16 protein-coding genes are annotated in these 16616 nt (G+C 69.9%); 10 read left to right on the top strand and 6 right to left on the bottom strand.

Going from position 1 to position 16616, the window contains the following annotated elements; genetic code table 11:
- Positions 1-191: 191 nt before the first annotated feature.
- Positions 192-779 (top strand): DUF922 domain-containing protein, encoded by a 588-nt coding sequence (locus tag H570_RS0112310; protein ID WP_027080999.1) that lies wholly within the window; start codon positions 192-194, stop codon positions 777-779.
- Between the two features lie 263 nt (positions 780-1042).
- Here H570_RS0112310 and H570_RS18330 read toward each other — a convergent pair whose 3' ends face one another.
- Positions 1043-2809 (bottom strand): Tle-like phospholipase domain-containing protein, encoded by a 1767-nt coding sequence (locus tag H570_RS18330; RefSeq protein ID WP_027080998.1) that lies wholly within the window; start codon positions 2807-2809, stop codon positions 1043-1045.
- Positions 2810-3869: 1060 nt separating this feature from the next.
- Here H570_RS18330 and H570_RS17490 point away from each other — a divergent pair.
- Positions 3870-4310, top strand: a complete 441-nt coding sequence (locus H570_RS17490; protein ID WP_051176367.1) for a hypothetical protein — start codon at positions 3870-3872, stop codon at positions 4308-4310.
- A gap of 183 nt (positions 4311-4493) precedes the next feature.
- Here the strand turns inward: H570_RS17490 and H570_RS0112290 are convergent, their stop codons facing one another.
- Positions 4494-4982, bottom strand: a complete 489-nt coding sequence (locus tag H570_RS0112290) for a VOC family protein (RefSeq protein WP_027080997.1) — start codon at positions 4980-4982, stop codon at positions 4494-4496.
- Positions 4983-5390: 408 nt separating this feature from the next.
- Between H570_RS0112290 and H570_RS0112285 the strand changes: the two genes are divergently transcribed.
- The 4 genes from H570_RS0112285 to H570_RS0112270 all read left to right on the top strand — a co-directional run bounded on the left by H570_RS0112285 (position 5391) and on the right by H570_RS0112270 (position 8546).
- Positions 5391-6023, top strand: a complete 633-nt coding sequence (locus H570_RS0112285) for an NAD(P)H-binding protein (protein ID WP_027080996.1) — start codon at positions 5391-5393, stop codon at positions 6021-6023.
- A gap of 242 nt (positions 6024-6265) precedes the next feature.
- On the top strand, positions 6266-7381 hold the full coding sequence (locus H570_RS18325; RefSeq protein WP_156899964.1) for a peptidoglycan recognition protein family protein: 1116 nt from the start codon (positions 6266-6268) through the stop codon (positions 7379-7381).
- Between the two features lie 88 nt (positions 7382-7469).
- Positions 7470-7739, top strand: a complete 270-nt coding sequence (locus tag H570_RS0112275) for a hypothetical protein (RefSeq protein WP_027080995.1) — start codon at positions 7470-7472, stop codon at positions 7737-7739.
- A gap of 54 nt (positions 7740-7793) precedes the next feature.
- Entirely contained in the window at positions 7794-8546 is a 753-nt protein-coding gene (locus H570_RS0112270) for an energy transducer TonB (protein ID WP_169447779.1), read from the top strand.
- Positions 8547-8638: 92 nt separating this feature from the next.
- Here H570_RS0112270 and H570_RS17480 read toward each other — a convergent pair whose 3' ends face one another.
- Positions 8639-9175 (bottom strand): outer membrane beta-barrel protein, encoded by a 537-nt coding sequence (locus H570_RS17480; protein WP_051176365.1) that lies wholly within the window; start codon positions 9173-9175, stop codon positions 8639-8641.
- A gap of 231 nt (positions 9176-9406) precedes the next feature.
- On the opposite strand from H570_RS17480, the gene H570_RS17475 reads away from it, so the two are divergent.
- Positions 9407-9835: a hypothetical protein gene (locus H570_RS17475; RefSeq protein WP_156899963.1), complete on the top strand. Its 429-nt coding sequence runs from the start codon at positions 9407-9409 to the stop codon at positions 9833-9835.
- A 136-nt stretch (positions 9836-9971) separates the two neighbouring features.
- Here the strand turns inward: H570_RS17475 and H570_RS0112255 are convergent, their stop codons facing one another.
- Complete coding sequence (locus H570_RS0112255; protein WP_027080993.1) at positions 9972-10490, bottom strand: adenine phosphoribosyltransferase; 519 nt, start codon at positions 10488-10490, stop codon at positions 9972-9974.
- Positions 10491-10620: 130 nt separating this feature from the next.
- Between H570_RS0112255 and H570_RS0112250 the strand changes: the two genes are divergently transcribed.
- Positions 10621-11214 carry a DUF2242 domain-containing protein gene (locus tag H570_RS0112250; RefSeq protein ID WP_027080992.1) on the top strand — a complete coding sequence of 198 codons (594 nt, stop codon included), beginning with the start codon at positions 10621-10623 and terminating at the stop codon, positions 11212-11214.
- A gap of 152 nt (positions 11215-11366) precedes the next feature.
- Positions 11367-12329 carry a cation diffusion facilitator family transporter gene (locus H570_RS0112245; RefSeq protein WP_084500159.1) on the top strand — a complete coding sequence of 321 codons (963 nt, stop codon included), beginning with the start codon at positions 11367-11369 and terminating at the stop codon, positions 12327-12329.
- A gap of 340 nt (positions 12330-12669) precedes the next feature.
- Here H570_RS0112245 and H570_RS18320 read toward each other — a convergent pair whose 3' ends face one another.
- On the bottom strand, positions 12670-13629 hold the full coding sequence (locus H570_RS18320) for a S41 family peptidase (RefSeq protein ID WP_169447778.1): 960 nt from the start codon (positions 13627-13629) through the stop codon (positions 12670-12672).
- 256 nt (positions 13630-13885) lie between these two features.
- Here H570_RS18320 and H570_RS0112230 point away from each other — a divergent pair, with 256 nt between their 5' ends.
- Entirely contained in the window at positions 13886-15028 is a 1143-nt protein-coding gene (locus tag H570_RS0112230; protein WP_051176362.1) for an alpha/beta hydrolase, read from the top strand.
- A gap of 202 nt (positions 15029-15230) precedes the next feature.
- Here the strand turns inward: H570_RS0112230 and H570_RS0112225 are convergent, their stop codons facing one another.
- Positions 15231-16541, bottom strand: a complete 1311-nt coding sequence (locus H570_RS0112225; RefSeq protein WP_051176361.1) for an APC family permease — start codon at positions 16539-16541, stop codon at positions 15231-15233.
- Between the last annotated feature and the right edge of the window lie 75 nt (positions 16542-16616).

The following is a 16616-nucleotide window of genomic DNA, read 5'->3' as shown; positions in this document are numbered from 1 at the left end:
ATATCCGCCGCATGCCTTTCGGGCCGCATCGTCCGGTCCTCGCCCGGCGGAATCGCCTGCGGCGGTTCCGCCCTGCGTTGCAACGGGAATGGGTGTCAGGGACGATATCCAATGCCCGGGATCATTCGCGGCACCTGTCCTGCGAAAAAACCTGCGGACCAGGTTTCATGGCGCCGACCAAGGGGTGATGTGTGTTCAAGGCAGTCAGTCTGGCGCTCCTGCTTGCGGGTGCCCCCGTCATCGATACGCCCGTCGTTGACGGCGTGGAGATCACGCAGGCGCTGGAGCACTACCCGGTCACCGGCAACAACGCGCGCCAGATCCTCGACGCGCTGTTCGCCTCGGCGCCGGTCGCTTCGAGCGAGGGCAGGCAGAGCCTGGGCCATACGTACACGGACCTGGCGTGGCGCTACGAGATGGCGTCGGTCGGCGAAGGGCGCTGCCGGATCGAGGACGTCAGCGTCTCGCTCGATATCCGCATCAGGCTTCCCGAGTGGCAGCCGGCGCGCAAGCCGGGCAAGCGGCTCGCGGAGCAGTGGCAGGCGTTCATCGAAGGGTTGACCGGCCACGAACTCCAGCACCGCGCGCTGGCCCTGGACGCCGCGAGCGCGGTTCGCAGCGTGCTCCTGGACCTGCCCGAGATGCCCTGCAAGGACGCCAGGTCCGCAACCGACCGCGCCACCCGCCCGATCATGCAGCGTCTCGCGGCGGACAACCGCGCCTACGATGCGCGCACCCAGCACGGCCGCACCGAGGGCGCCTACTGGCTTGCAAGGTAGGGAACAGCAGGACCAGCCCAACGGGCCTCGCGGTCCCGCAGGGCGCAACCCGCGCAGCGGTTCCGCCGCCTGTCTTCTGGGCCGCATCGCTCGGTTCTCGTCAGGCGGAATCGCCTGCGGCGGCTCCGCCGAACGTTGCCGCGTCCTTCGACTCGCATCGTTCGACCTGAGAAGATCGCGGCCAGGCTCACTTCATGGCCGGGAAAACGTAGCCAGGCCCACTGCGTACCGACGAACGTGGCGAGCGATGGGCCTGCGTCTGCTCAAGGGCCTGTTTCCACATCGGCCTCGATCGGTTCGCCCTCGCGCCCGGCATTGGCTCGCAACGTCAACAGCAGGTCGGCGAAGGACGAGGTGCTCGTGCCGGTCAGGCCCAGTGCGAGATCGGTCGTGCTGTCGAATGCGCCGGCATCGCCGTCGCCTTCGGAGAGCATGTTGACGTCGCCGCCGCCGGGCACCTGCTTCACGTCGCCTTCCAGGTCGGCCACCGTGGCGTGGCTCAGGGTAACGACGGTGGTTTCTCCGGCCTGGAATGGCCCGCGCCGCGGATCGTATCCGAACAGTACGTTGAGCTGCGCCGCCTCGGTGGCGTCCGCGGGCGTCAGTGTGTACGTATAGGTGCGGTCCTCGACGATCTCGTTGCCGGTGTTGTCGTGGGTGCGCGAGATGTCGAGTATTGCGACGCCACGTTCGTACACGACTGTCCGGCTCGACACCGGCAAACCGGTTTCACCGTAGTAGGTGGTCGTGGTCATGCTTTGCGCCGCGCTGTTCGGCGGCAGCCCGGTTGTCGAGACGCGGGTGACGCCGACCATGTCAGCGGGCAGCTGCCCGGTGATGAGGAACTCGCGCTTTGCCGCGTGCCCCTGCGGCGTGTCGGCGAAAGTGACCACCGTTTGTCCTGCGTCGGCGGCCGACAGGCCATCGGCGTTCTGCGGCGGCTCGACCACCGTGACGGTCATCCCCTCGATCGAGATGACTGGCCGTGTGCCCGCGAACATCCCGCCTTCGACGGTATCCATCATGTGCCCGGTCAGCAGCAGGTTGGCGACGCCATTGAGCAGGTTCGTGCCTGGATCGCCGCCGAGTTCATGCATCGGCGACCACGCGGGGTCGGCGATCTCGATGGGGTGCCCGATGGCTGCAGGCAAGTCGCCGGGCAATACCGGGGAGTCGTTGTCCTGGACGGTGGTCAGGATGTCGTTTTCAGTGTGGTAGGCGCGGACGCCTCCGGACTCGGACTCGGCGATGTAGTCGTCCGCTTCGCGCTGTTCGCCCTCGCGCTCGTTGCGCTGTTGCGTGGCGCTGTCGATCGTGCCCTTGCTCAGGCCCGCGGCATTGAACGTCACGGCGGGCGCGCCGGTCGCCAGGGCCGCTGCGGAGGCAAGTCCGCCACCGAGTGAATGGCCCGCGAAAATGACTTGGCCCGGATAGGCATCGACCATCGATCCGCCCAGTGCCATCGCGAAGTGGTGCTGCGCGGGACAGAAGCCGGCGGCTTGAGCCGCATCGGTCTGCACGTCGTTGTAGATGCCGACGACGCGACCGGGGATCGTGACCGGCACCAACTCGCCGTTGGCGCCCACGATATAGACGGTGACCGGTTGGTCGCCGGGGCCGGTGACACCGGTTCCGGCAAAAACCAGCACATAGTCATCCCCGCGCTGGTAGATCGCGCATTGCAGGCCGCCGGGGCCGTGGATCACGCCGTTGCCGTCGATCCACCCGCCCTCGGGCATTGTGACGCCGGGCGGCAGCTCGGTGATGCGCGCCCATCCGTTGAGTTCGCCCGGGCCTGCGCTCTCCGGGTTGCCGACGTCGAGCGACAGCAGCGCAAGGTCATAGTCGAGCGGCAGCGGTTCGGTGCCCCTGGCCAGTTCCACGAACGGGACTTCCGTGACGCCAGTGGTTTGGTCACGGCTGTCGGCCGGGCTGGTGGTCTGTTGCGACGCTGGCGGCTGGAGATCGTTGGAAGCTCCGCGCAGGACCGTTTCCAGGGAACGGCCGAAGGCTGAAAAGTCGATCGACATGGCGCAGCGTCCTCATCCCCACGAGACTGCAGGCTGCGCACGCATGCGTGCTGTTTCAATCTGGTGTGCATCCCAGCTGGGGCAAACCCGAGACAGTCAACAAAGTGCATCGCGCAGGGAGCAACGTGGCCGGTTCGCTTCCCGAAAGATCTCGCAGACCGCACAGGGCGGAACCCGCGCAGCGGTTTCCGCCGCATGCTTCGGGTCGCGGTGCTCAATCGGCATCCGGCGGAATCCCCCGTGGCGGCTCCGCGCTGCATGGCATGGCCGGCAATCGTCCGGGACGGAACGTCGGGATCGGCATTGCGGAGGCGACCGCAGCGCGCGCAGTGCCGCCCTGCGCCCGGAAACGTCCCGATCGCAAGCCGCAATGCCTTGCGCGCAAGCGCCGCCGGGCCAGACGCCGGCTGGAAAGTGCCGGGCGCCGATGGAAATGCCTTGCGCGCAAGCAAGGGAGCCTTGCGCGCAAGCCGGATTGCCTCGCGTTCCACCCCGCCGGCCTTGCGCCCAGGCCCTCCCGCACCCCGATCGCAACGCTGTTCACCCCGATCGCAAGCCGGAAAGCCTTGCGCGCAAGTACGCGCGCCTTGCGACCGGCCCGGTATGCATCGCGCGCCGGCCGGATTTGCCCTGCGCGCAAGCCTCCCGCGTCCAGGCACGGCACTTTTTGCTTCGCGCGCAAGCCGGAACCGCTCGCGCGCAAGCCTGAAACCCTTGCGCGCAAGCTCGACACCCTTGCGCGCGCGCCCGGCCGGCGTGCCAGGCCCTGTGGAGGACGTTTCGCGACAGGCCCGGTCGATCCGGAACCCGGACTGCGCTCCGCTGGCATCGACCATGCCGCCGACCTGCACTTCAGCGCGGATCCCGTCGCATCCGCGGCGCCGGACGCGGGTCACCCGCGGGTATGCCCGACTTGACCGGTGCCGGAAACGCTGGCTCATTACACATTGTTCAACAGCACGCTGGTCAACCGCACGTTGATCAACAGCGCGCCCATCAACAGCGCGCCGATCACCGGCACGCTCGACAACAGCATGCTCATCGACAGGGAGGGAGTCCCATGCGCATTTCGACGATCCTGGCGTTGTTCTTCCTGCTGGCCGCCTGCCCGACGCCGGGCCAGGCGCGGGACGCGGCCGCCGTCGGGCAGGCCTACCAGTTCAAGTTCGTCAATCAGGGCGGCGACGATGTCGACGGCATCGCCATGCTCGAGCAGAAGATGAAGCGGCGGCTTTCCGCGGCCGGCCTGCTCGATGCCGGCGCTGCCGGCGTCATCGACGTGACGCTTCAGCATTACTACATGCGCTCCGGCGGCGCGCGGGCGTGGACCGGCATCATGTCCGGGCGCGACAAGATCGTGAGCCAGGTGCGCGTGCTCGGGGCCGATGGCGCGGAGCTTTCGTCGTTCACCGTCAAGTCCACCAACATCACCGCGTTCGGGAGCGCCGAGCGCCTGATGGACAAGCACGTCGACGAGCTGCTGTCGCATTTCGACAAGTAGCGGGCACGCCGGGGCGCAGCCGGGACAGCGGCATCGGGGACGGCTGCAGGGAAGACGCCGGGAACGGCGTCGACCGCGCAGCGCGGAACCCGAACGGCGGATCCCGCTCCCTGCCTGTCCGGCGCGTCCCGCCCGGAGGTTTGCGCGCGCAACCGCCGCCAGTCGCGGCGCCGGCGCGTGGCGTCAGCCGCCCCGGATCGCCGCCTCGATCGCGGCGACGTCGATCTTGCGCATCGTCATCATCGCGTCGAACGCGCGCTTGGCCGCCGCGGGGTCCGTGCCGGTGTAGGCCTCGGTCAGCACGCGCGGCGTGATCTGCCACGACAGGCCCCACTTGTCCTTGCACCAGCCGCAGTCGCTTTCCTGCCCGCCGTTGCCGACGATCGCATTCCACAGGCGGTCGGTCTCGGCCTGGTCGTCGGTCGCGACCTGGAACGAAAACGCTTCGCTGTGCTTGAAGTGGGGGCCGCCGTTGAGGCCGATGCAGGGGATGCCCAGCACCGTGAACGCGACCGTGAGCACGTCGCCCTGCTTGCCGTCGGGATAGTCGCCGGGCGCGCGATGCACGCCGGTCACCGCACTGTCGGGGAAGGTCTGCGCGTAGAAGGTCGCGGCGTCCAGGGCGTCGCGGTCGTACCAGAGGCAGATGGTGTTCCTGGCGGGGGTGGTCATGGCGTTCTCCGGCGGTGGGTGGTGTCGTGGTGGAAGGCGGCAACGGCCGCCCGTGTCTGTTCGACGAACGGGCGCGGCGGATTTCGACATCCCAACCTGGCGCGAAGGCGTGCGGCGCGCACGCGGAGCCGGCGTCCGGGCGGGAAGCACAGGACGATACGCGGCGGCACCGCGTGGCGACGGTCGGCCCTGTTCGGTGAAGCATTCCCGGTGTCGCAGGCCGCCGCGATGGCACCGGCTTCAGGGCCGCTTGGAATACCAGCGGAAACCGGCCGGGCCGGGCGACGGGAGGGTGCAAGGACGTGCCATGCTGCGCTTCGCACGGGCGCGACAGGGCTGCGGTACACGCCGCGCCCGCAACGACAACGCTGCCTTCGCGGCGGGTGCCCGGAGGAGGGCCCTGATCCCATGAGAATCCTGCACGTCGGCGCAACCGGCCTGGTCGGGCAGCTGGTGCTCACGCGCCTGCTGGAGTCGCCGCAGGTGACGCAGGTGGTGGCGCCCGCGCGGCGGCCGCTGGCACTGCGGCACCCGAAGCTCGAGAACCCGGTCGTGGATTTCGACGCGCTGCCGGCGGATGCGCCGTGGTGGGCGGTGGACGCGGTGGTCTGCACCCTTGGCACCACGCTGGCGGCGGCCGGCTCGCGCGGGGCGTTCAGGCGGGTCGACCACGACTATCCGCTGGCGGTGGCGCGGCTCGCGCGTGCGCACGGAGCGCAGGCCTTCGCGCTGACGTCGGCGATGGGCGCCAACGCGCGTTCGCCGGTGTTCTACAACCGGGTGAAGGGCGAACTGGAGCAGGCGCTTGCCGCGCTGGATTACCCGGCGCTGGTGCTGGTGCGGCCAGGCCTGATCGACGGCGAGCGCAGCGAGCGCCGGTCGGGTGAAGCGATTGCGCTGGCGGCATCGCACGCATTGCGACCGCTGCTGCCGCGCAAGTGGCGGCCCAGCCGCGCGTCGCGCATCGCCGATGCGCTGGTGGCCGCGGCACTCGCAGCCGCACCGGGATGCAGCGTCATCACATCCAGCGAGCTCGGCTGAGCCGGCCAGAAACTTCAGCGGGAAAGAGGGCCGTGGCGCGCGGCGCGCGCGCAACGCCAGTTCGCCGGGTGGCGTGAGGGAATGGGCGCGGGAATGCTGCCGGCCCGGCGCGCCTCGTTCGCCGACACGGGTGTGCTTCCATGCAATGCCCGGAAGCCCATCCCGCGTGAACGAAGGATGCGGCATTCGAAACCTCTGGTTGCCACCGATGGCATGCGCTGGCGCCGCCTGCCGATCCGTGAGTGCGAACTGCAACCGGGGTCCCAGTCGCCATCCCCGGCCAAGGTATGCTGCGGGACGAACAAGCACCGACCCAAGGAGGGCTTTCAATGGCAGGACCGCCGACCGTTCGACTCCCCAGCGATCCGCTCCACCCCGATCACGAGATGTACCAGCGCATCCTCGCTGGCGTCCAGGACCTGCAGCGCTGGAGTCCTGAGCACAATGCCAATCTCGCGGCCGCGCTGTATGCGGAGATCCGCAGCCGGCAGCCGCACATGGCGGCGCGGGACATCGGCCAGGTGGTGGCCGGTGATGCCGACGCGCCGCGGCCGTCGATCTTCGCGCTGCCGCGCGCTGGCTATCACGTGCACGATCCCGATCCTGCCGCGCTGCGGTTCGGCGTTGCGGTCGAGGCGGCCTCGCGACCGGCGCACGCGACGCTGGCTCCGTTTGGCAGGGAAACGACGATCGGACGGGATGGTTTCCTGACCGATCCGGGCGTCGTGCCGTCGGCCATCGCCAGGATCGCGCACGGGGTCATGCCGCACGTGAACGGCATCGTCCTGCATCGTACCGAGTCGAGCACCGCCGCCAGCACGCTGCACACCTGGAAAAGCCGCGAGGCCGGGACGGGCGCGCACTTCCTGATCGACACCGACGGCACGATCCACCAGACGGTCAGCGTCGATCGCCAGGCCTGGCACGTCGGCGCGGTGCGCTCGCGCGGCGAGGTGGAGGGCACGATCACGCCCGATGACCAGCGCGAACTCGATGCCGCCAGGGGAACCACCCCGGAGTGGCGGGCAAGCGCGGTGCGCGCCGTCAGCCGCATCGAATCCACGCGGCCGTATCCGGAGCGCTACCCGACCAACGGCGACAGCGTCGGTATCGAAGTGGTCGGTCGCTACAACGCGGCGACCAGGACCTGGGACCCACCGACCGAGGCGCAGCGGGCGTCGATCCAGCGACTGGTGGGCACGTTGCAGAACAATTTCGGGTTGACCGACCATGACGTATACGAACATGACATCATCTCGCGCAAGACTCCCGGCGAAGGCGCGGGACTGTATGCGCCTGCCGTGCCTGCTGTTGTTGCCGATGCTCCTGGCATGTCACCCGCAGGCCCGTCCCGATAACGCGGCACCTGATATCTCCGTCCTCGAAGTCTCGGGGTCCGTCTACGCGCCTGCGCAGGGCGCGCGCGCGCCGGCCGCGGAAGAGGCGATGTGCAAGGCATGGTCGCTCGATGCAGGCCAGGCGACGGCATTCTTCCGGCTGAGCAAGCCGCTCGGCGAGGGTGAGCTGCACGACTTCGCGTGGCTGCCCTGCACCATCGAAGGGCGCGTGCAGGCCAGCGGGCGCGTCTGGAATTTCGAGATCAATGCCGCCGGCACCAGCATCTGGCGCGATGGCGACGAGGCGCTGCTGCTGGGTTGCGCGCAGGCGGCGTGCGAACCGTTCGTGGTCCTGATGCCCGACGCCGGAGGGCAATAGCGCCCTTCCGCTCGCGATATGATCCGCAGGGAACACCATTGCGGGGGAGCGGACATGCGAATCATGCGTCTGGCCGTCATCATGCTGGCGGCGGTATGCAGTCTTGCAACGGCGGGATCGAAGCCGCCGGAAACTTTCGATGTCTGGCTCCGCGCGGGCGTGGACATTGACGCAGCCGGCCACGTGCAGGATCTGCAGTGGGAGGAGCAGTCCAAGGTGCACGCGCTGATCGCCGAGCGCCTGGCGCCGATCGTGCGGCGTTGGGAGTTCGAGCCGGCGACCGTCGACGGGCGGCCCGCGTCGACGCAGACCGGCCTGCTGATCCATGTCCTGGGCGACGAACTCGCCGACGGCTCGGTGGTGCTGCGCCTGTCCGATGCGCAGACCGGACCGACGGCGCTGAGCCTGGCACCTCCCTCGTATCCCGCGGACGCGGTGCGAAGCGGCGTCACCGCGCTGGTGGTGGTGACGGTTGAAGTCGATGCCGATGGCTCGCCGGCGATCGGCGAGATCACCTACGAGGGCGATCCGGCGAGTCGCTCTTCCTATCACCGCAAGGCGTTCATCGCCTCGGCCACCGAAGCGGTCAAGCACTGGAAATTCCGCCCCGAGCTGGTCGCGGGCGAGGTCGTGCCGGGGTCGTCTGTCAGGATCCCGATCAACTACTGCCTGTCACAAACGACGTCGGTCGTCTGCGACGACAGGAAGACCGCGCGCGACGTGGAGCGCAAGCTGCCGGCAGGCCTGCACGTCGGCGACTCGAGCGCGGTTGCGCTGAAGACCGACATCCGCGAACAGGCCATCTGAGCGGCGGCCGTCGAAACGGCCAGCGGGGCAGGCTGCAACGAAAAAGGGACCGCCGGCATGGAGACCGGCGGCCCGTCGTGCGCTTGGCGTGATCAGAAATCGAAGCGCACCTGCAGCTGCGCGAGGTCGGCGTCGACGTCTTCGATCTCGAAGCGGCTGTACTCGCCGCGCAGCGCGACGCTGTCGTTGAAGCGGTACTGCAGGCCGACGCCGTAGGTCGGGTCGGTGCCGCTGTCGTCGCGGGTGCCGACCAGGCCGGGGATCGCGGTATCGAGATCCCAGCGCTGCATGCCGGCCTTGGCGTAGCCGGAGAACTTTTCGGTGAACGGCAGCGTGCCGACGGCGGTGAAGTAGACCGAGCTGGCTTCCAGCGCGTTGCCCACGGCGTCGGGTTCCAGCTTGCCCAGGTCGGCGTAGCCCGCCTCGAGGCCGAAGTAACGATTGAACTGGTAGCCGCCGAACGCGGAAAACGCGGTGTCCTCGTCGTCGTAGGCGCCTTCGTCGACGAACGACTGGCCGGCGCCGACACCGGCGTAGAAGCCGGGGGCGTCGGCCGCCTGCGCACCGAAAGCGGCGGCGCCGGACAGGACGGCAAACAGGGCACGGGACAGCATCTTGTTCCTGGTCATTGCATTGGACTCCTGCAGCGGAGATCGCGCATGGGGGAGGGAGGCGATTTCCGTGCGACGGGCCCCGGCGGTGTGCCTGGGCAGCCATCGCTGCAGGAAGGAAGTGGGTGCGTGGCCGCGGCGCGAAAGGGCGGAAACAGGGATGGATCGTCCCGTTGGCGGGCCGTGCAATCGTGCGGTGCGGGCACAATGCCGTTTCGCGCGACGATGCGTTCGACGCGGGAGGTTTCCATGGGATCGAGAGCAACCATCGGGCTGGTGCTGGTGCTGGTGCTGGCGCTGCGCTCGCTGCTTGCGATGGTGCTGGCGGCGGTGGCGTTCTGCGTGGCCAACCTGGCCGGCTCCGAACTGGCGATGCTGGCCGGATTTCCCGGCGGTGGCGAACGCAGGCTGGCGTGGGACCTGGGCTGGGTGATCGTCGCCGGGGTGCTGGCTGCGTGGGTGGCGGCGGTGCTGGCGCCGCGCGCGCCGCGTGCGCACGTGCTGGTGCTGTTCGCGATGCTGCTGGCGATCGCGGTGTTTGCAGTGCTGCGGCTGGGTGGCGACTGGCCGTGGTGGTTCAGCGTCGGCGCGGTGGCGACGCTGCCGCTGCAGGCGTGGCTGGGCGCGCGCTGGGCGCTGCGTGCGAAGGCACGGCGCGCAGTGCCGGGAGCGGGATAAAAGACGCTTGCGCGCACAGGCCCGCGGGACGAAACGCTGCGTGCAGGGCGTTCCACGCCGGTCACGCGCAGGCGCTGCCGGAGCGATGCCGGCTTCTGCGCGACCGGGAGTCCGGCAGGCCTGTGGCGCAGCGGTTTCAGCAGGCGATCAGCGCTTCCAGCGGCACGTCCGCGTCCCAGCGCGCGCGGCCGCCAAGCGCGGCGATTTCCAGCAGCACCGACGCGCCGACGACGGTCGCGCCCTGCTGCCGCGCCAGTGCGAGCGACGCGCACAGGGTGCCGCCGGTGGCGAGCACGTCGTCGACCAGCAGCACACGCGCACCCGGCGGCACGGCGTCGGCGTGGATCTCGAGCCGGTCGCTGCCGTACTCCAGGGCGTAGTCGCGCGCGTGGGTGCGCGCCGGCAGCTTGCCGGGCTTGCGCACCGGCACGAAGCCGGTGCCCAGCGCGCGCGCCAGCGCCGCGCCGAGGATGAAGCCGCGCGATTCGACGCCGAGCACCGCATCCAGCGCAACGCCGCGCCACGGCATTGCCAGCGCATCGACCATGGCGGCATAGCCGTCGGCGTCTGCCAGCAGCGGGGTGATGTCCTTGAACACCACGCCAGGCTTCGGGAAGCCGGGAACATCGCGGATCAGCGCGTGCCAGTCGGGCATCGGGTCGCTCGATTCATGGAGGTGGCGACGATGCTAGCGAAACGCCTGCCCGGGCGGGGCGGTGGCGCGTTCAGGGCACCTGAACGCGCGGGTCGCTAGACTTCGTTTCCCCATGCTGCCGCCCGTTGCCATGTCCCGCCCTGCCGTTGCTCCCCTGGGTCTTGTCATTGCCGCGCTGCTGGCCGGCTGCGCATCGAATCCGAAGGATGTGGCGCCGTCGGGCGAGACCTTCGACGCCGACGACACCTATTCGCGGGTCCTCGAGTCGCCGCCGCCGCAGGCTTGCGAAGCGGCGCAGCGCGCGCTGCTCGGCCAGGGCTACGTGGTGAGCCGCGCCAGCGGCGAGGGCGTGGAGGCCTCGAAGAACTTCCAGCTCGATGCCGACACCCATACCCAGCTGGTGGTGCGCGTGACCTGCATGCAGCAGCACGACGGCCGCGCGCTGGTGTTCGTCAACGCGGTACAGGACCGCTACGCGCTGAAGAAGACCTCGAGCTCGGCCAGCCTCGGCGTCGGCGTGCTGGGCTCGGTGTCGCTGCCGGTGGGCAGCAGCGAGGACTCGCTGGTGAAGGTCGCCAGCAACACCGTGCAGAACCAGGACTTCTATCGCCGCTTCTTCGAACGCGTGAAGTACTACTTGCCGACCGAGCCCGACCGGGCCGCTGCACCGCCGCCGCCGGAGCCGGCCGCGCCACCGGACCCGCCGTCGCCCGCGCAGCCATGACCTTGCAGGAGCGCACCCGGGCGCGACCCGGCGGTCGCGGGGAAGCGGTCGCGCCCGAGTGCGCTCCTGCAGGTGGTGCGACGGGCATCGCCGCGCGAATGCCGGCGCATCACGCTTGACCCGCTACCCTGCCGCAGGCCAGGGAGCCATCGATGCCACGCATTCCTTCGTCCAAGCTGGTGGTGTACGCCGCGCTCGCCGGCAACCTGGCGATCGCGGTCACCAAGTTCGTGGCCGCGTCGATCACCGGCAGTTCGGCGATGCTGAGCGAAGGGGTGCATTCGATGGTCGACTCGATCAACGAGGTGCTGCTGCTGTACGGCACTGCGCGGGCGGCGAAGCCGGCCGACGCCAGCCATCCGTTCGGCTACGGCCGCGAACTCTACTTCTGGGCCTTCATCGTCGCCCTGCTGGTGCTGGCGCTGGGCGCGGGCGTATCGGTGTACGAAGGCATCGCCCACCTGCGCCATCCCGAACCGATGGCGCGGCCGCTGGTGAACTACATCGTGCTCGCCGCGTCGCTGGTGTTCGAGGGCACGACATGGTTCATCGCGCTGCGCGCATTCCGCGCTGCCAAGGGCAAGCTCGGTTATTTCGAGGCATTCCGCCGCAGCAAGAATCCGACGACCTTCACGGTGCTGTTCGAGGACAGCGCGGCGCTGGTCGGCCTGTTCATCGCGCTCGCCGGCGTCACTGCCAGCCATGTGCTGCAGCGGCCGGAGTTCGACGGCATCGCCTCGATCCTGATCGGCGGAGTGCTGGCGGCGTCCTCGCTGCTGCTGGCGCGGGAGACCAAGGCGTTGCTGCTGGGAGAAGCGGCGCATCCGCACGTGCGCGACGACATCCTGCGCATCGCGTCCGAGGATCCGGCGATCCGCACCGCCAACGGCGTGCTCACCGTGCAGCTCGGCCCGGACCAGGTGGTCGCGGTGCTCAGCGCGGAGTTCGAGGACGCACTCGACACGACCCGCATCGAAGCGTGCGTGAGTCGGGTTGAACACGCCGCCAAGGCCGCGCATCCCGAGCTTTCGGCGCTGTTCGTCAAGCCGCAGACGCCAGCGACGTGGCGGCAGCGGATGGCGGGACTGTCGGACGCGGAGACGCCGGGACCCTGAGGTTGTCGCGCCCCTGCTGCCGCCGGCAGCGATGCGCGCGCGCCCGGCTTTACGGCCGCGGCTCGGGCGGCGGCTCCGGCCGTACGGGATGGCCGGGCGTGCCGGGATCGTGGATCGGAGGAATCACCGGATCCACCGGGCGCCCCGGCACTGGATCGCGGACCGGATTCGGCACCTGGCCGGGGACATCCGGATCCGGGCCGGGATCGGGCTGGTCCGGGCGGGGGCCGGGATGCGGATCTTGCGGATTCATCGACATGCTCCGGAACGGGCGTGGGACGAGCGTGCCGTTTGCCCGGGTGCGGCCGCGTGAACCGGTCGCAATGTGCGCAGCATGCGTTCAGTCGCGCGGAACCGCCCTGCGCGCGCGTTCGAGCGCGACGTCCAGCGCCTTGTCCGGGGCTGCGGGGACGTCCGGCTGCACGCCGACGCCTTCCCAGTTGCGGTGGCTGAAGGGATTGACCGGCGAGCCGGTCGGCACGAACACGTCCAGCCCTTCGCGCGTCGTGATCGGGCCGCCGGGGTTGGCCGCCCCGCCGCTGGTTTCGCCGACGATCGTCGCGCGCCCCGCCTGCTGCAGCGTGTAGGCGAACGATTCGGCGGCAGAGCCGGTGTCCCCGTCGATCACCACGTACAGCGGCAGCTGCGTTCGCGGCGCCGGGTGCCACTGTGCGGGCGCTTCGCTCTGCGTGCCTGCACGGCTGTGGAACGTGTTGAAGATGTCCGCGCCCGGGGCGACGAAGGCGCTGGCCAGGTAGCCGACCATGGCCGGCGAGCCGCCGCGGTTGCCGCGCAGGTCGACCACCATCGCATCGGTCTGCGCCAGGCGCTGCAGCGCGGCGTCGATCGCCTGCCGCGCGGGCGCGTCGCTGCGGCCGAAGTCGAAGTCGGCGAACCCGCGCAGGCCGAGCACGCCGATGTTGCCCGGCAGGATCTCCACGCGCTCGATGCCGTCGCCCATGTCCGGGCGCGGTGCGCGTCGTTCCCGCGTTTCCGCCGACTGCGCGACGCGCACGTGGAAGTGCCTGTCCAGCGGCTTGAGTCGCGTGGTCAGTGCGTGGGCAAGCGCTTGCGGCGCGGCCAGCGCATCGAACGCACCGTCGGCGGCGGCCGCGCGCAGTCCGTCGGCAATCGTGCGGCCGCGGTCGGCGTCGAAGTAGTGGTCCTCGATGGCCTGCGCCACGCCTGCGACGCGCGTGCGCGGCGTTTCTGCGGCATGGCCGGTGGCGTGAATGGCGCAGGCCGCGGCAAGCAGCAGCAGGAGCGCAGGCAGGGCGGTGCGACGGCGGGACGATGTCATGGTGGGCGCGCTGGCGGGTCGTATCCGGAATGGATGCTGCAGGGCGCGATTCAGTCGCAGCGGCACCGGCGTCGATGCGACCATGGGCCAACACGCATCGCACCGGAGTCGGCATGAAGGTCACGCGCATCGTCGCCAACCTCGCCACCGACAATGTCGCCGCCGCGGCCGCGTTCTATCGTGACCTGTTGGGGCCCTTCGTCCGGTCCGGACGCCAGGTTGCTAGCATGCGCGTCCGAACTTCAAGGAGTCGACCATGGAAATCGCGCCCGCCCTGCGGCACGCCGCCGCACTGCTCGCGCTGTGCCTGGCCGCATGCGCCGCCACCACCCGGGCGGCCGAGCCGGTCGTCGCACCGTCCAGCCGCGCCGAGGCGACGAAGATCATCGCCGACATGCGCCGCATCGTCACCGACGAAGGCGTCGAGCGACTGGAGAAGGTGCGCATCGGCGGCATCGACCAGTGGGTGTCGATCCGCGGCAACGACCGCCGCAACCCGGTGCTGTTGATGCTGCACGGCGGTCCGGGCTGGGTGGCGATGCCGAGCAGCTGGTACTTCCAGCGTGGCTGGGAGGAATACTTCACCGTCGTGCAGTGGGACCAGCGTGGGGCGGGCAAGACCTACGTGGAGAACGATCCGGCGAAGATCGCGCCGACGATGACGCGCGAGCGCATGGTCGAGGACGCGGTCGAGATGGTGGCGTGGCTGCGCAGCGAGTTCGGCAAGGACAAGGTGTTCGTCCTCGGCCACTCCTGGGGCAGTTATCTGGGGCTGGAGCTAGCACGGCGGAAGCCGCAGTGGCTGCATGCCTACATCGGCATGGGGCAAGTGTCCGATGCGCCGGAAAGCGAGCGCCGCGGCTGGGCATGGACGTTGCAGCAGGCCAGGCGCGCCGGCAACGCCGAGGCGATCGCCGACCTCGAGTCGCTCGCGCCCTACGCGCAAGGCGATGCGCCGGTGCCGCTGGCCGACCTGATGAAGCAGCGCAAGTGGCTGAACTTCTACGGCGGCATGGTCCACAACCGCCGCGGCGGCGAGGCTGAGGGCGCGGCGATCGCGCTGTCGCCCGAATACCGCGACGCGGACGTGGCCGGCATCTGGGTGGCCAATGATTTCTCGGTCAGCCGCCTGCTGTCCGAAGCACTGACGCTGGACATGGGCCGCGTGCAGCGGCTGGACTGCCCGCTGCTGCTGTTGCTCGGCCGCTACGACTACAACGTGTCGTCGAGCCTGGCCGCAGAATGGTTCGAGCGCGTGCAGGCACCTTCGAAGCAGCTGGTGTGGTTCGAGCACTCCGCGCACGAAGTGATGAACGAGGAGCCCGGCAAGACCCTGCTGTCGCTGGTGCAGTACGCGCGCCCGATTGCCGAGCGCGCCGGCGACGTGCCGCCGCGGTGATCCACCGGCCGTTGCGGGACAGGCGTCCCGCAATGGCCTGGAGAGCCGCCATCGTTTCCGCACGGGCAGGGATGGCCTGGAAACCGCCATCGTTCCCGCGCGTGCGGGAATGCATGGACGCCAGGCTTTGAAGCAGCGGGCAAGGCCCCGGATCCCCGCATGCGCGGGGATGGAGAGCACGGTCGAGCTGTCCGGGTTTTCCCTACGCCTTGCGCCGGAACGTGAACACGATCGCACCGAGCACCAGCGCCACCGCGCCGGCCAGCAGGTTCCACGCGGTGGCGCTGGCCAGCAGGCCGATCGACAGCAGCGTCGCGGCGACCGGGATCAGCGGCCCGCCGGGCAGGTGCAGCGCGCCTTCGCGGTGGCCATGGCGGCGGCGCAGCACCAGCACCGCCACCGACGTGCCGATGTAGGTGCACAGCCGCGCCACCACCGACAGCAGCGCCAGCTGCACGAACGAACCCGACAGTGCCAGCAGCAGCGACAGCACGCCGACGGTGACGATCGCTACCGCGGGCGTGCGGAAGCGCGGATGGATGCGCGCCAGCGCGCGCGGGCCGTAGCCGTCCATCGCAAGCGCATGCAGGTAGCGCGGCCCGAGCATGATGGTGTTGCTGTTGGTGCCCAGGATCGACACCGCCGCGCCCACCGTCAGCGCCAGCGCCAGCCAGGCGCCGCCGAAGCGTGCCGAAGCATCCGCCAGCGGCGTCTGCGACAGCGCCAGGCCCGGCAGGGTGCCGAGCGCCACCCATTGCACGGCGAAATAGAGCAGCGTCACCGTGGCGATCATCAGCAGCATCGCGAACGGCACGTCGCGCTGCGGGTTGCGGTACTCGCCGGCCGCTGCCGGCAGGTTCTCGAAGCCGGCATAGGCGAACAGCAGCAGCAGCGCCGCTTCGCCCAGGTCGCGCAGGGGAATCGGGCCGGCCAGCGGCGTGGCCAGCGACATGTCGACGTACATCGCGCCGATGCCGATGAACATCAGCAGCGGCAGCACCTTGGCGATTGCCAGGAACACGCCGGTGCGCGCGGCGGCGCGCACGCCGATCACGTTGACCGCGACGAGGAACGCCAGCGATCCGGTGACGATCGCCACCCGCACCCCGCCGCTGGCCGCGTGCGGCCAGAAGTGCGTCACCGCCTCGGCCAGGCCATTGGACAGCGCGGCCGCGCTCGCCACGCGGGTGATCAGCAGCATCCAGCCCACCTCGAAGCCGACGAACGGCCCGAACGCCTCGCGTGCATACAGGTAGCCGCCGCCGGGCTGGTCGAAGTAGCTCGCCGCCTGCGCGTAGCACAGCACCAGCAGCGCCACCGCGGCGCCGGCCAGCAGCACCGCCCACAGGCTCGCCGGCCCCAGCAGCGCGGCGGCGGCGGCAGGCAGCAGGTAGATGCCGCTGCCGATGACGTCGTTGATCGACAGCCCGTACAGCTGCCAGCGACCGACCGCGCGGCGCATGGCCGGCTCATCGTGCGGTGGCGTCAGGGGCGTGGCCTGCGGGCTGGGCATCGGGCGGTTCCAAGGCGTGGCAGTCGCGGAAACCTATCATGTCGCGCCGTTGCCCGTGCCACCTGGCGGCGCGCC

Source organism: Luteimonas mephitis DSM 12574 (assembly GCF_000422305.1).
Taxonomy (GTDB): domain Bacteria; phylum Pseudomonadota; class Gammaproteobacteria; order Xanthomonadales; family Xanthomonadaceae; genus Luteimonas; species Luteimonas mephitis.
Note: the sequence above shows the minus strand (reverse complement) of the source record. Positions and strands in the feature narration are given on the sequence as shown.